The organism is Pseudoalteromonas sp. G4, assembly GCF_028875915.1.
Taxonomy (GTDB): domain Bacteria; phylum Pseudomonadota; class Gammaproteobacteria; order Enterobacterales; family Alteromonadaceae; genus Pseudoalteromonas.
Map to the genome: position 1 here is coordinate 1 of NZ_JAPEHW010000096.1, position 13110 is coordinate 13110.

The window sequence follows — 13110 nt, forward strand, 5'->3', positions numbered from 1 at the left end:
TTTTTCTTGGTTCGTTCTTTTTGGCCGTTTAAAAAGAATGAACGAGTGTGTCATGGATGACACAAGATATGCTCAGGGAGGCAAATGCTTGTGACAACTCAAGGGCTAATTCCACCACTAAATTTCCAAAATTCTGAAACAAGCTCAGGAAGACAATGAAAACCTTTATTTTCCTCAAATTATTAGTAGAAAAACTATCCAGGCCTTGCTATACTCCGCGTCCGCCACTTACCGTTCTACCTCGGTTAGTTTAGCCACAGCTGAGGGTTTTAAGTCTTGAGCTCGAAGGGGTTGAAGCAAGTGTAATAGAGCAGCAGAAGAATTTCTGCTTGTGGTTTTTAAATTGTAAACATTGGATTTTTAATAAATGAAAACGTTTGTTGCTAAGCCAGAATCTGTAAAACGTGACTGGTACGTAGTTGACGCTGAAGGCAAAACTTTAGGTCGTATCGCTACTGAAATCGCTCGCCGTCTACGCGGTAAGCATAAAGCTGAGTACACTCCTCACGTTGATACTGGTGATTACATCATCGTAGTAAACGCTGAGAAAGTTGTTGTTACTGGTAACAAAACTCAGGACAAAATGTACTATGCTCACACTGGTTTCCCAGGTGGCCTTAAGTCTATTAACTTCGAAAAACTTCAAGCTAAAAAGCCTGAAATGATTATCGAAAAAGCAGTTAAAGGTATGTTACCAAAAGGCCCTCTAGGTCGTGAAATGTACCGTAAACTAAAAGTATATGCTGGTGCAGAGCACGCTCACGTAGCTCAGCAGCCTCAAGTACTGGACATTTAAGGAGCTAACACATGGCAAATCAATACTACGGTACAGGTCGTCGTAAAAGTTCAAGTGCTCGCGTATTCTTACGCCCAGGTACTGGCAACATCGTAATCAATCAACGTTCTATCGAAGAATACTTCGGTCGTGAAACTTCTCGCATGGTTGTTCGTCAGCCATTAGAACTAGTTGAAATGACTGAAAAGTTTGACCTTTACATCACTGTTGCTGGTGGTGGTTCTACTGGTCAAGCGGGTGCTATCCGTCACGGTATTACTCGTGCGCTTATGGAGTTTGACGAGTCTCTTCGTTCACCACTTCGTAAAGCTGGCTTTGTTACTCGCGACGCTCGTAAAGTTGAGCGTAAGAAAGTGGGTCTTAAGAAAGCACGTAAGAACACTCAATTCTCAAAACGTTAATTTTTTACGTTTACAAGAATTACAAAACCCGGGTTTTTACTCGGGTTTTTTATTGCCTAAAATTCCTTTTTTCAGTTGTTATCAACTTTCTAATACCAATTCTGTTAAGTATGTGTGCAAGGTTAGCGCTGGATAAATGAAATGATAACTAGGCGTGGTTTTTCTTATGTAGTTGTTCTACATTGATAAATTCTAACGCAGTTCGCATGATAATTAGTCCGACAGGATGGCCAATTACTTGAGTGAATTGGTAAAAATTATTGCCAAAACCCTTTGTTACGCCTCACTACAATTCTCAACAATTTCCCACAGTCACTTACAGTGTAAAGCAGTAAGATTCTCACGGTACTTACTTTACAAATAACTTGTATCAAGGAAATGATATGACTTCTTTTAAACGTATGTCCTTAGTGGCAGGGTATGTCAATAGTGTATTTGCTAAGCAAAGCAATGAACCAAATATTGAACGTATTCAAGTTGTCTCAAAGCGTTCAAGTGTGCTTACTGAAATTACCGAAGATGCTGAAAAGCTGATTAATATGCCTGGTGCCTTGGGCGATCCATTACTTGCTGTGTATGCATTACCCGGTGTGGTTGCCGCAGGCGGTTCAATGGGAGAGCCTGCCGTTAGAGGGTCATCGCCAGATGATAATTACTTTGAAGTTGACTTTATGCCTGCAGGTTATATTTTTCATGACTTTGGAAGCTCGATTTTTAATAAATACTTAGTGCAAGACTTTCGCCTTTATTCGGCAGGTTATGGTACGAGTTTTAGTGATGCAACCGGTGCTGTATTTGATGTCACACTGCGCAATCCAAAAAATCAGGATATCAAAACCACAGTTGATTTTACTATGTTTAAAGCGGGGGTTTTTGTTGAAGGAGCACTGACCGATGATATCGCTTTTTACCTTTCCGGGCGTAAAAGTACACTGCCGTTATTTTTCTCTGAAGGAGATGAAATTGAAGACGAGGATGGTGAAAGCACAGGCATTACCGTAAATGATGCACCTGATGATTACGATTATCAAAGCAAATTTGTTTGGGATGTTAATGCTAATAATGTGCTAAGCGTGCTGTTTACAGGTGCTGAAGACAGTGCTGCTGCAAGCTTTAGCGAGCGCGCAGATTTGTCACTTAAAAATCCTGACTTTCAAGGTGATGCGGAGTTTGCACGCGCATTTGATAGCCAAAATATTATTTGGGACCATTATGGCAAAGGTTATCAAGCAAAAGTGGGGGTTGGCTCGTTAACACATTCTGGCCGATTAGATTATGGGCGCAGCAAGTTAACACCCAAAGGGTATTTTGAAGAAGAAAAAGAAGAACTACTTACCTACAAAGGGCGTGTAAGTATAAATGTGGTAGGTGATGACTTACTTACATTTGATGCTGCTTATTTTGATAAAACGATAAGCTATGAATATGATACTTTTCTCTATGTGTGTACTGAATTAGATCCAGATTGTGAGCTTGCTAAAGGGGAGCGCATAACAGGTAAACGAGAAGTCGATATTGGTAGTTATTTTGTTGGTGCAAATTATCAATACACGATAACCGACTCGTTAATTGCCGACATTGGCGTACAACATCAAAAAAATGATTACAGCGATGAGTCGTTTACTCACCCGCGTTTAGGATTGACGTATCACATTAATCAAGATCAATCAGTGTGGGTTAAATATGGCAGTTACAATCGCCTGCAAGATATTGGTACGATCTTAGAAGACACAGGTAACCCCAACTTAAAGTCGCAAACAGCAAATCAGTCGGTTTTTGGGTATCAACAGTTTTTGGCGGATGACTGGAGTTGGTCAATTGAAACCTATTACAAAACTATGGACGATTTACCTTTAGCACTGACTGAAAACGATGTGGATCAGCACTTACGTTATAGCAACGATGTAACGGGTAGAGCTTATGGTGTTGATTTACTGATTAATAAAAACAAAACCGATCGTTGGTACGGCTGGATGAGTTTAAGTTACGGTAAAAGTGAACGTACAGATGAGCGCCGTGATATCACTCGTGACTACTATGCCGACACACCGCTTGTGTTTAATATGGTGTTTAACTACCAAATTAGCGAACGCTGGAATGGTGGCTTTAACTTCACAGCGCGCAGTGGTCAATCTTACACGCCTATTGTAGGTGTGCGTGAAAACCCTGAATTTGAGGGGAATTTTTTACCGGAATACGGCGAACCATTCTCTGAGCGTTTTGATGCTTATCACCGTTTAGATTTACGCTTTGAACGCAAAACGGATTTCTTTGGACTCGATGCATTGCTGATTTTAGAAGTAATGAATTTATACGCTAAAGACAATACGGCGTATATCGACCTTGATTACGCTAAGGTAAAGTCGACCGATGATTTGATTTTGCAAGAACAGAGCGATGACTTTGAAATGCGCCCGTCAGTTGGTTTTAGTTTCACATTTTAGTCACAAATTAGTCTAAAGCGAGGAATTTCCTCGCTTATTTCATTGGTTAATCCTCCCGCAGGTTGCTATACTCTGGCATGCATCAAATGTGGCTCGAAAAGCATAATTTAGCGACTAATTACTTTGAATTTCACGCACACTTCTACGGAGTTTTGATCTCTATCAGGACACGCTTACTCAATTTTGGGTAAGCTCTGTAAAAGCACAGAATTTTCACAGTTTTAGGCTGTGTGTTCGTGATTTCAAATAAATCGAACTAAAATACAATTTAATTGTGCTTGAAGACCGGTATAACCTTGTTTTAATCAAGGCTTTTATTTATGATCGCACCTATTTTGTAAAGTCAAAATTTAAACTGCTGTAACTGATGTTCTCAATATGGCAAGTGTTGAGAATCATAGTGGAGATGAGTGGATGAGCAATGCGCCAGTAGACAATAGCCGCCGTCGCTTTCTAACTATCGCAACTTCTGTTGTTGGTGGTGTGGGAGCTGTAGGGGCTGCTGTTCCTTTTATCGCGTCGTGGAACCCAAGTGAGAGAGCAAAATCTGCAGGCGCGCCTGTAGAAGTTGATATCTCGAAGCTTGAGCCAGGACAATTAATTCGTGTTGAGTGGCGAGGTAAACCTGTATGGGTTATCAATCGTACACCAAAAATGCTTGAGCAGATGAAAGCTCACGAAGGTCAACTTCGTGACCCTAACTCTGACGAGCCGCAACAACCTGAGTTCGCTAAAAATGCGTACCGTTCGCAAAAAGAGAATATCTTTGTTGCTGTAGGTATTTGTACTCACCTTGGTTGTTCACCAACTTTCCTTAACGGTGGTTTTGGTGAAAAGGTTGAAGGTACTGAAGATGGTTTCTTCTGTCCTTGTCATGGTTCTAAGTTTGATATGGCTGGCCGTGTTTTCCAAGCTGTACCAGCACCATTAAACCTAGAGATCCCTCCTTACACATTCATTGATGACACCACTATCTTAGTTGGTGGAGAAGAAGGGGCTGCGTAATGTTTGCTAATATTATCGACTGGATTGATCAACGTATTCCAATGACTCGCGTTTGGAATATGCACATTGCTCAATATCCTGCGCCGAAAAACTTTAACTTCTGGTACTTCTTTGGCTCGCTTGCCATGCTAGTACTTGTTAACCAAATCGTTACGGGTATTTGGTTAACAATGAACTATGTTCCTTCAGCAGAAGGTGCGTTCGCATCCGTTGAATACATCATGCGTGATGTTGAGTACGGCTGGTTACTGCGTTATTTACACTCAACGGGTGCTTCTGCATTCTTCGTTGTTGTTTACCTACATATGTTCCGTGGCATGATCTACGGTTCTTACCAAAAACCACGTGAATTACTGTGGTTATTCGGTATGTTCATCTTCCTAGCGCTAATGGCCGAAGCATTTATGGGTTACTTATTACCTTGGGGACAAATGTCTTTCTGGGGTGCACAGGTAATCATTTCGCTATTTGGTGCGATTCCGGTAATTGGTGAAGACCTTACTCAGTGGATCCGTGGTGACTACGTAATTTCAGGTGCAACGCTTAACCGTTTCTTCGCACTACACGTAATTGCATTACCGTTAGTACTTGTTATCTTAATTTTCTTACACATTATTGCACTTCACGAAGTGGGTTCTAACAACCCAGACGGTGTTGAAATTAAGCGTAAGAAAGGCACTGTAGCTGAAGAAGATAAAGCGAAATTTAAGTTCCACGAATACTATACAAGCAAGAAAGATATCGTTGATGCGATTCCATTCCACCCTTACTACACAGTTAAAGATATTGTGGGTGTGACAGGTTTCTTAATCTTGTTCTGTTGGGTTGTTTTCTTTGCACCAGAAATGGGTGGTTTCTTCCTAGAAGCGCCAAACTTTGAGGCTGCAAACCCGCTGAAGACACCTGAACATATTTTCCCTGTTTGGTACTTCACACCATTCTACGCAATCCTACGTGCTATCCCTGATAAGCTACTAGGTGTAATCGCGATGGGTGCATCAATTGTTGTGCTTGCGTTACTACCTTGGATTGACCGTGGTAAAGTGAAATCAATTCGTTACCGTTGTGGTTTCCACAAGTTAAATATTGCTCAGTTTGTTGTTACTTTCATTATCCTTGGTTGGGTTGGTGCAACACCACAAACAGACTTTAAAACTGTGTTATCACAAATTACGACTGTAACTTACTTCATGTTCTTCGTATTACTGTTCTTCTACAGTAAAAACGAAAAGACTAAGCCACTGCCAGAGAGGTTAACGAAATGATGAAAAAGCTAATTATTGGTTTATTCGCTTTGTTGCCTTCATTAACAATGGCAGCAGGCCCGTCGGTTCCACTTTTAGATGCGAACCATGATTTAACGGATAAAGCATCTTTACAACGTGGTGCTAAGTTGTTCATGAACTACTGCTTAGGTTGTCACCAAATGCAGTACCAACGTTATGAGCGCACATTCCGTGATATCGGTATTCCAACTAAAGTTGGTGAAGAGCAACTTATTTTTGATGGTTCAAAAGTAGGTAGCCACATTCTTAACGCTATCGAGCAAGACGATGCAGCTAAGTGGTTTGGTGCTCCACCACCAGATTTAACACTAGTAGCACGTGTTCGTGGTGCAGATTGGATTTACACTTACCTTAAGTCTTTCTATGTAGATGAAAGCCGTCCATTTGGTGTAAACAACTCTGTATTCCCATCAGTGGGCATGCCACACGTTTTGCAAGAGTTGCAAGGTGTGCCAACGGCACGTTTCGAAGAAGTTGAAGAACACGGCGTGAAAGTTCAGAAAGTAGTTGAAATTACGACTGACGGTTCAGGCGAAATGAGCGACGATGAGTATGATCACGCTGTTCGTGACTTAACTAACTTCTTAGCGTATGTTGGTGAACCAACACGTCTACAGTCAGAAGCAATTGGTTATAAGGTATTAGGTTTCCTATTTATCCTATTTATCCTAGCGTTCTTACTGAAGAAAGAATACTGGAGAGATGTGCATTAATTTGCACACTTTTTAGCACAAAATTTGTAATAGGGGCTTAAGCCCCTATTGCTGTTTTTAATATACTGGAGGAAAGCATGGCTGTAGCTGCCAATAAGCGCCCTGTGATGACACTGTTTTCAGGTGAAAACTGTATGTATAGCCACCAAGTACGCATCGTGCTTGCAGAGAAAGGCGTGAGTGTTGATATTCACCTAGCAGAAAAGGACAATTTGCCAGAAGCATTACACGAAATTAACCCTTACGGCACTGTTCCGACCTTGATTGATCGCGAGCTTGGTTTATACGAAGCAAACATCATCATGGAATATCTAGACGAGCGTATTTAATGATGCACCGCATCGAAAATGACTGGTATAGCCTTGCAAAGAAAATCGCGGCAGGTGTTGATGTTGAAACTTCACGTCGTGAATTAACTGAAGGCCTACTAGCAGTAGCACCTATTTTTGGTGAAGCGCCTTACTTTATGAGCGAAGAGTTCAGCTTAATTGATTGTTACTTAGCACCATTATTATGGCGTTTACCTGAGCTTGGTATTGAGCTTACAGGTCAAGGTAGCAAAGAAATGAAAGACTATATGATGCGTTTATTTGAGCGTGAGTCGTTCCAAGCATCATTAACTGAAGCTGAGCGCGAGATTCGACTTTAATGACTTCAAATCGCCCTTATTTACTTCGCGCTTTTTTTGATTGGATTGTAGACAATCAATGTACGCCGCATTTAGTTGTAAATGCTGACTTTCCAAATGTGATTGTGCCAATGCAATTTGTGCAAGATGGACAAATTGTACTGAATATCAACCCAACTGCGGTTGCGCAATTTCATATGGATAATCACGAAGTGAGTTTTAATGCTCGCTTTGGTGGTCAGCCAATGCGTGTTGTTGTACCTGTTGGTGCAGTACTTGCCATTTACGCCCGCGAAAATGGTGAAGGTACGGTGTTTACCCCTGAAGACTTTTCAGAGTATGAAGAGCACGAGGAAAACCCATTAGAAGAAGTGTCGACTGAGGGTGACAATAATGATGAACCGCCTAAAAAACGTGGTTCACATTTGAAAGTGATAAAGTAAAAAACGCTACAAAAAAACCGGCAATTGCCGGTTTTTTTACATCAACCAATCAATAACATCATACTTATTTGGTAATGATTTGTGGGAACATCACCAACAGGCAAAGCATCATAAGCATTATTAAAAAGTAGGGTACACAAGCGCGTGCAAGCTGTGAGAGTGATGCATTGGTAAGCGACTTCAATACAAATAAGTTAAAACCTATTGGCGGTGTGATTTGTGATATCTCAACAACAATGACTAGATAAATACCAAACCAAATGAGGTCGATGCCAGCAAGTTCAACAATCGGTAATAAAATGGCTGCTGTTAGCACGATTATGGAAATCCCATCTAAAAACAGCCCCAAGATAATAAATGCCAAAGTAAGGCAAAACAGCAATTGATAAGTACTGAGTTCTAAACTTGCAATCCAAGTGGCAAGCGTTGCTGGTAATTGTAAAAAGCCCATAGCAATTGTGACAAAACTCGCACCAAGTAAAATCAATAAAATCATTGCACTGGTCATGGCTGCATTTATAAGACTTTCTTTTATCAAGCTAAACGACAGTTTCTTCTTAGCTTTTATCAATATAAAACTACCAACAATTCCGAGCGCTGCAGATTCACTTGGCGTCGCAATACCAAAGTAAATCGCTGATATAACAAACACAATCAGTGAAATAATGGGTAAAAGCAGCCAAGGGCTGCCCTTAGATGTTGCTTGAAAGGTCGCTTTTGGCTGTTTAAAACCGCGAATAGCAATATAGCTTGAAAACATTAAAAGCAAGATTAAGCCTGGTAGAATACCCGCGATAAACAGATCCGCGATTGAGATGTCGGCTGCGACACCGTAAACAATCAGAATAATAGAAGGTGGGATCAAAAGGCCAAGCGTGGCAGAACCAGCAAGTGAGCCATAAATATCTTGCTCGTTATAGCCGCGCTTTTTTAGTTCGGGAATTGTCATACGGCCAATGGTGGCTGCAGTTGCCGCAGAAGAGCCTGACAGAGCAGCAAAAATACCTGAGCCAAACACATTAATATGTAGGTGCCCACCTGGTAGTTTCTCGAGTAATGGGCTTAAGCCATTAAATAGATCATCGGCAACTTTCGCTTTGTAAAGTAATTCACCCATCCAAATAAATAAGGGCAGCGAGATAAGTGACCAAGGTGTTAAATGGGCAAAAGCAGTTCCTGCAAAAATCAATTCAATTGCTGTATTGTTATTTAGCATCAGAGCGATCAGTGCAACACCAATTAGGCTGAAGCCAATCCAAACACCGGTGAGCAGTAATAGAACAAAAACAATCGCTAAGATAGCGCTCAAACTAACGATGTCCACGCAACACCTCCCATCCTTTAAAACCTATGGTCAATGTCATTATCACGCTGGCATAAACTAATATAGCCTGAATAGGCCATTCTAAAATTGCGATTTCACCACTAGACACTTCTTTAAATTGATAAGAATCGAGTGTGAGTTGTAACAGTGCATACGAGATAAAAATACTCACCACAGTGGCAAGCGCATAGCTTATGAGCTCTGCTAAATGACTTAGCTTGGGGTTGTTGAGCTCAAATATTAGCGAAACGCGAATATGTTTGGCTTGTTCAAAGCTGTACCCTAATGCCAAAAAGAAACTGCAGATCATTAAATACCCTGAAATCTCATTAAGCGAAGGAATATATAAATTAACTATTCTCAAAATGACTTGCAGTAAGACAAGGGTAAAAATAGCAAAAATACACAGCACACTTAGTAGCGCATTAAAGCGATTAATTTGGCTGAGCATGCTGCGCCTCCAAGTATCGCTTGAAAGTTAATTTTTCGCTATCGCTTGCACTTACTTGCCACGCTTGTGCCATTTTTTTACCTACACTACTCAGTGCTTGGCTAAGTTGCGTTGTCACAGGAGCTATTTGTATGCCCTGCTTTTGTAGATGGTTTGTCATTAGTGTGGTTTGCTGTTCTGCTCGTTGCCAAGCGAGCTTTTGAAATTGAGTAGCAATTGTTTTTAGTGTGTTTTTGTCCTGCGGTGACAAACTGTCATAAAGCTGATGATTCATTATCACCATATTTTTGGGGATCCAAGCATTGATCGGTGTGTAGTATTGACTAAATTGCCATGCGCGGCTTGAAACGCCTGTTGCAGGAGAGGTGATCATTGCTTCAATCATGCCAGTGGTAAATGCTTGCGCAATCTCTGCGCTTGACACACTGGTTGGGATCATCTCTAAGTGATCGGCTAACTTTGCAGTGATTGCACTGTAGCTTCTAACTTTTAAACCTGCTAATTGTTCGCTTGAAGTGATAGCTTTTTGAGTGAATAAACCTTGAGTTGGCCATGGGTTTGCAAATAATAAATGTAACCCGTCTTTAGCTAAACGTGTTTTCAACTCTTGCTGCTGTACTTGCCAAAGCTGCTTCGCATCGTTAAAACTGGAAGCAATGAAGGGCAGATTATCCAGTTGGAAAATTGCGGCGTGATTGCTAAGTTGAGCAATAAAAATTTCGCCAAATTGGATTTGATTAGTGCGAACCGCACGATAGATTTCGTTGTGTTTATAGAGGCTTTCACCGCCATGAAAGACGATGTCTAAAGAGAGCTCTTTGTTTAGCTCAGAGGTAAATTCTTTAGTTGTTTGAGTAACGTAAACTCGCTCACTGTAAGGTGTGGCAATATGTAACTTGGCATGAAGCAAATATGGTGAGAAAAACAGTATAAAAAGTAAGATGATGCGCATTTTTTTGTTCTTATTTTATTAAAAAAGGCGCATCAAGCGCCTTTCGTTTTATAGGTATTCAAATACTTTTATGACCTTTTCGACCCCAGAAACATGACGAGCAACGTCTGCTGCCAAATTAGCTTCTTTTTCGGTTACCAAGCCCATTAAAAATACTTCACCATTTTCAGTTATAACTTTAATGTCATTTGCACTAACGTTTTCTTCAGAAACTAACATAGTTTTCACTTTTGACGTTAACCACGTATCGTGTGTTTTAGTGCTCATACCTGTGATATTGCCAATACGAATTTGATTATGGATTTTTTCAACACCTTGAATTGGCTTTACAATAGCTTCAGCTTTTGCACGCATCTCAGTAGTAGGTGTTTGACCAATCAACAGTACACGACCATTTAAACTTACCACAATGATGTTGCTAAACTTAGCCAGCTGTTCATCATCTTTTAATGCCAAAGTTGCTTTGATCTCAAGGTTGTTATCATCAATTTGTGTGCCTAAGGTACGACGGTCGGTTGCTGAGGTTACAGCGCCCGCAGTGCCAGCAACAATTGCAGCACTACAACCTTGTAATAGTAATACTGACGCAATAAATGCGAGTTTAAACTTCATTAACTATCATCCTGTGGAAATAGGGTTAAATCGATTAACTCACTTAAACAATGAATGTTAAATAAGTGAGATTCGATAATTCTGCTCGGTCTTTTTGATGGTACGCGTATTTCAACGTCGTTAGGGCCCAATAAGCCGGCTAACTCACCGCCATCATTGCCACTAAGTACAATTACTTGCATATCTTTAGTCAGCGCAGCTTCAACGGCACTGATAATTTCTTTTTCATTACCAGTTACGGTAATTACCACTAAAAGGTCACCAGGTTGGCCGTAAGCGCGAACTTGACGTGAAAAACTATCGTTTATTGCAGGTGTAGCATAACTTGATAAGTGCGTAAGCTCATTGCTAAGTGCGATGGCAGGTAAACAAGGGCGCTCTGTTTCGTAAAAATTTACCAGTAAATTGGCAAAATGAGCAGCTAACATGTAGTTATTACTGCCACCACAGCAAAGTACCTTATTGCCATTAATTAGGCTTTGTACAATTGTAAAAGCAGCTGATTCTAGTGCGCTAGGCAACGCTTCACCAGCCGCTATTTGGGCTTGAATACTTTCAGTGTAAATTTCTTTAACGAGTTCTTGCATACTAGAATGCGCTTTTTATCCAAGTAAATTGATTAGAATTTTGCCCATTTATGGCAACAAAGTCGACTCTAAATGGACAATCTTCTAGGCTATTTTGTTTCAAATAATAATAAACAGTGCGCGTTAATTTTTGCTGTTTTGTTTCAGATAACGCGTTAATTGCACCACCAAAAGCGTTTGATTTGCGATATTTCACTTCCACAAACACCAGAGTGTCACCGTCTTTCATTACCAAATCTAGTTCACCATAGCGGCAACTATAATTGCGAGTAACAGCCTGCAAGCCTTGTTGTTTTAAGTATTGCTCTGCTTGCAGCTCGAAAAAATTACCTTTTTCTTTACTGTTTTTGAATAACTTTGAGGTCCATTCCATAGTATTCCTTTCGCTTTATAATGATGCTTCCTGCGTTTCTTGCTGATGATTTTTAATAAACAGTGGCGTAGGCTTTTCTGACTTAATATCCAGAGTCACTATTTGCTTTTCTTGATACTGCGCCCACTTTAATTGTCGCTCAACATCACCATCTTGATTTACAGTAAGGTTGCCGGTTAGCCCCGTTAAGGTTTTTCCAGGAACCATTTGTAATTGCCTTAAATGTGGGATCAGTTTTACAGCATCAAAACCCATGGCAAATAACTGTTGCTCTAATGTTGATTGCTCAGGCCAAATTTCATCAAATTCACTACGCAACGCTTGTTGCTCGCCAGCTAAAGGCAGCATCCAAGGAATTTCAGAAAAGTATAAACCAGCTAAGTCTTTCTTATCTGTTTTATCCGATTTGATATCGTGACTACGTGAACTGGCAAAAATAGGGATGCGTTTGGCAAATGGTGAAATATTCACGTCAAATGAAGGTTTTAGTAAACGTGTCTGAGTTGCGTCTGCGATAATGTAAATGGCATCGATATCGCGACGCGAACGTGGCTCATCATGTAACTTGCCTTTAAACATTAGGCTTATTTCTTTAATGCGTTTCTTGCTTTTATCAACTTCCAAAAGTTCTTGCACCATTTTTTGAACATCACGTTTATTGGCATAAAAACCAACCTGAGGTTCATTTTCAGAGAACTCTAACCATTGGTTAGTAAAGTGATTGGCTAAGCGTTGCCCTAATCGATTGCCAGGAGCGATTACTAAAGGCTTCTTAAACTCTTGATTTACAAAATGGTAAACAGCTTGCGTTACTTCATGTTCAGGATTTAACGCAAATGCAAAGTGGTCAATCGACTCAAGCGCTTGCGGTGTTGTATTTAGGAACATGCTTGGGTAAGCATCTAGCGTACCGGCTTGTTGTAGTTTATCGATATTCGCTTTAAGCAATGGCCCAATCACAAAATCTGGGTTGAGTTGAGATAGCTGCTCAGCAATTAGCTCTGCACTTTGTGCGGAATTAATAAAATGTAATTCGCGATCTGGATGGTTTTCTGAAGCGGCTAATACACCTGCTTTTAATGACTGAGCAAGCGC

At 40.6% G+C, this 13110-nt stretch carries 14 protein-coding genes and 1 pseudogene; 8 read left to right on the plus strand and 7 right to left on the minus strand.

Features of this window, described 5'->3' with window-relative positions:
• Positions 1-367: 367 nt before the first annotated feature.
• The 8 genes and pseudogenes from rplM (at position 368) to ON073_RS18505 (ending at position 7716) form a co-directional block, all read left to right on the plus strand.
• Positions 368-796 (plus strand): 50S ribosomal protein L13, encoded by a 429-nt coding sequence (gene rplM / locus ON073_RS18470; RefSeq protein ID WP_274763356.1) that lies wholly within the window; start codon positions 368-370, stop codon positions 794-796.
• A gap of 11 nt (positions 797-807) precedes the next feature.
• Positions 808-1197, plus strand: coding sequence for a 30S ribosomal protein S9 (gene rpsI / locus ON073_RS18475; protein ID WP_274763357.1), 390 nt, complete (start codon positions 808-810; stop codon positions 1195-1197).
• 383 nt (positions 1198-1580) lie between these two features.
• Positions 1581-3641 (plus strand): TonB-dependent receptor plug domain-containing protein, encoded by a 2061-nt coding sequence (locus tag ON073_RS18480; RefSeq protein WP_274763358.1) that lies wholly within the window; start codon positions 1581-1583, stop codon positions 3639-3641.
• Positions 3642-4055: 414 nt separating this feature from the next.
• Complete coding sequence (petA, locus tag ON073_RS18485; protein ID WP_038638014.1) at positions 4056-4646, plus strand: ubiquinol-cytochrome c reductase iron-sulfur subunit; 591 nt, start codon at positions 4056-4058, stop codon at positions 4644-4646.
• The gene (locus ON073_RS18490) at positions 4646-5911 is read left to right on the plus strand and encodes a cytochrome b (RefSeq protein ID WP_038638011.1); all 1266 of its coding nucleotides are present in this window, start codon (positions 4646-4648) and stop codon (positions 5909-5911) included. The genes petA and ON073_RS18490 overlap by 1 nt, the downstream gene beginning before the upstream one ends.
• Entirely contained in the window at positions 5908-6645 is a 738-nt protein-coding gene (locus ON073_RS18495) for a cytochrome c1 (RefSeq protein ID WP_274763359.1), read from the plus strand. The genes ON073_RS18490 and ON073_RS18495 overlap by 4 nt, the downstream gene beginning before the upstream one ends.
• 77 nt (positions 6646-6722) lie before the next feature.
• Positions 6723-7294 (plus strand): annotated as a pseudogene (locus tag ON073_RS18500) (glutathione S-transferase N-terminal domain-containing protein).
• Entirely contained in the window at positions 7294-7716 is a 423-nt protein-coding gene (locus ON073_RS18505; protein ID WP_274763360.1) for a ClpXP protease specificity-enhancing factor, read from the plus strand. Before ON073_RS18500 ends, ON073_RS18505 begins: the two are co-directional and overlap by 1 nt.
• A gap of 64 nt (positions 7717-7780) precedes the next feature.
• On the opposite strand, the gene ON073_RS18510 is transcribed toward ON073_RS18505, so the two are convergent.
• From ON073_RS18510 to ON073_RS18540, 7 genes are all read right to left on the minus strand, one after another.
• Positions 7781-9040: a TRAP transporter large permease gene (locus ON073_RS18510; protein ID WP_274763361.1), complete on the minus strand. Its 1260-nt coding sequence runs from the start codon at positions 9038-9040 to the stop codon at positions 7781-7783.
• Complete coding sequence (locus ON073_RS18515) at positions 9027-9491, minus strand: TRAP transporter small permease (RefSeq protein ID WP_274763362.1); 465 nt, start codon at positions 9489-9491, stop codon at positions 9027-9029. Before ON073_RS18515 ends, ON073_RS18510 begins: the two co-directional genes overlap by 14 nt.
• Positions 9475-10443, minus strand: coding sequence for a TRAP transporter substrate-binding protein (locus tag ON073_RS18520; RefSeq protein ID WP_274763363.1), 969 nt, complete (start codon positions 10441-10443; stop codon positions 9475-9477). The genes ON073_RS18515 and ON073_RS18520 overlap by 17 nt, the downstream gene beginning before the upstream one ends.
• 48 nt (positions 10444-10491) lie before the next feature.
• Entirely contained in the window at positions 10492-11055 is a 564-nt protein-coding gene (gene dolP, locus ON073_RS18525; RefSeq protein WP_274763365.1) for a division/outer membrane stress-associated lipid-binding lipoprotein, read from the minus strand.
• The gene (locus ON073_RS18530; RefSeq protein ID WP_274763366.1) at positions 11055-11642 is read right to left on the minus strand and encodes an SIS domain-containing protein; all 588 of its coding nucleotides are present in this window, start codon (positions 11640-11642) and stop codon (positions 11055-11057) included. The genes dolP and ON073_RS18530 overlap by 1 nt, the downstream gene beginning before the upstream one ends.
• 1 nt (position 11643) lies before the next feature.
• Complete coding sequence (locus tag ON073_RS18535; RefSeq protein ID WP_274763367.1) at positions 11644-12015, minus strand: YraN family protein; 372 nt, start codon at positions 12013-12015, stop codon at positions 11644-11646.
• 15 nt (positions 12016-12030) lie between these two features.
• The coding region (locus ON073_RS18540; protein WP_274763368.1) for a penicillin-binding protein activator at positions 12031-13110 on the minus strand (1080 nt) is incomplete at its 5' end.

Coding starts and splice junctions, on each gene's coding strand:
- rplM (WP_274763356.1), top strand. CDS start 368: ATGAAAACGTTTGTTGCTAAGCCAGAATCTGTAAAACGTGACTGGTAC.
- rpsI (WP_274763357.1), top strand. CDS start 808: ATGGCAAATCAATACTACGGTACAGGTCGTCGTAAAAGTTCAAGTGCT.
- ON073_RS18480 (WP_274763358.1), top strand. CDS start 1,581: ATGACTTCTTTTAAACGTATGTCCTTAGTGGCAGGGTATGTCAATAGT.
- petA (WP_038638014.1), top strand. CDS start 4,056: ATGAGCAATGCGCCAGTAGACAATAGCCGCCGTCGCTTTCTAACTATC.
- ON073_RS18490 (WP_038638011.1), top strand. CDS start 4,646: ATGTTTGCTAATATTATCGACTGGATTGATCAACGTATTCCAATGACT.
- ON073_RS18495 (WP_274763359.1), top strand. CDS start 5,908: ATGATGAAAAAGCTAATTATTGGTTTATTCGCTTTGTTGCCTTCATTA.
- ON073_RS18505 (WP_274763360.1), top strand. CDS start 7,294: ATGACTTCAAATCGCCCTTATTTACTTCGCGCTTTTTTTGATTGGATT.
- ON073_RS18515 (WP_274763362.1), bottom strand. CDS start 9,491: ATGCTCAGCCAAATTAATCGCTTTAATGCGCTACTAAGTGTGCTGTGT.
- ON073_RS18520 (WP_274763363.1), bottom strand. CDS start 10,443: ATGCGCATCATCTTACTTTTTATACTGTTTTTCTCACCATATTTGCTT.
- dolP (WP_274763365.1), bottom strand. CDS start 11,055: ATGAAGTTTAAACTCGCATTTATTGCGTCAGTATTACTATTACAAGGT.
- ON073_RS18530 (WP_274763366.1), bottom strand. CDS start 11,642: ATGCAAGAACTCGTTAAAGAAATTTACACTGAAAGTATTCAAGCCCAA.
- ON073_RS18535 (WP_274763367.1), bottom strand. CDS start 12,015: ATGGAATGGACCTCAAAGTTATTCAAAAACAGTAAAGAAAAAGGTAAT.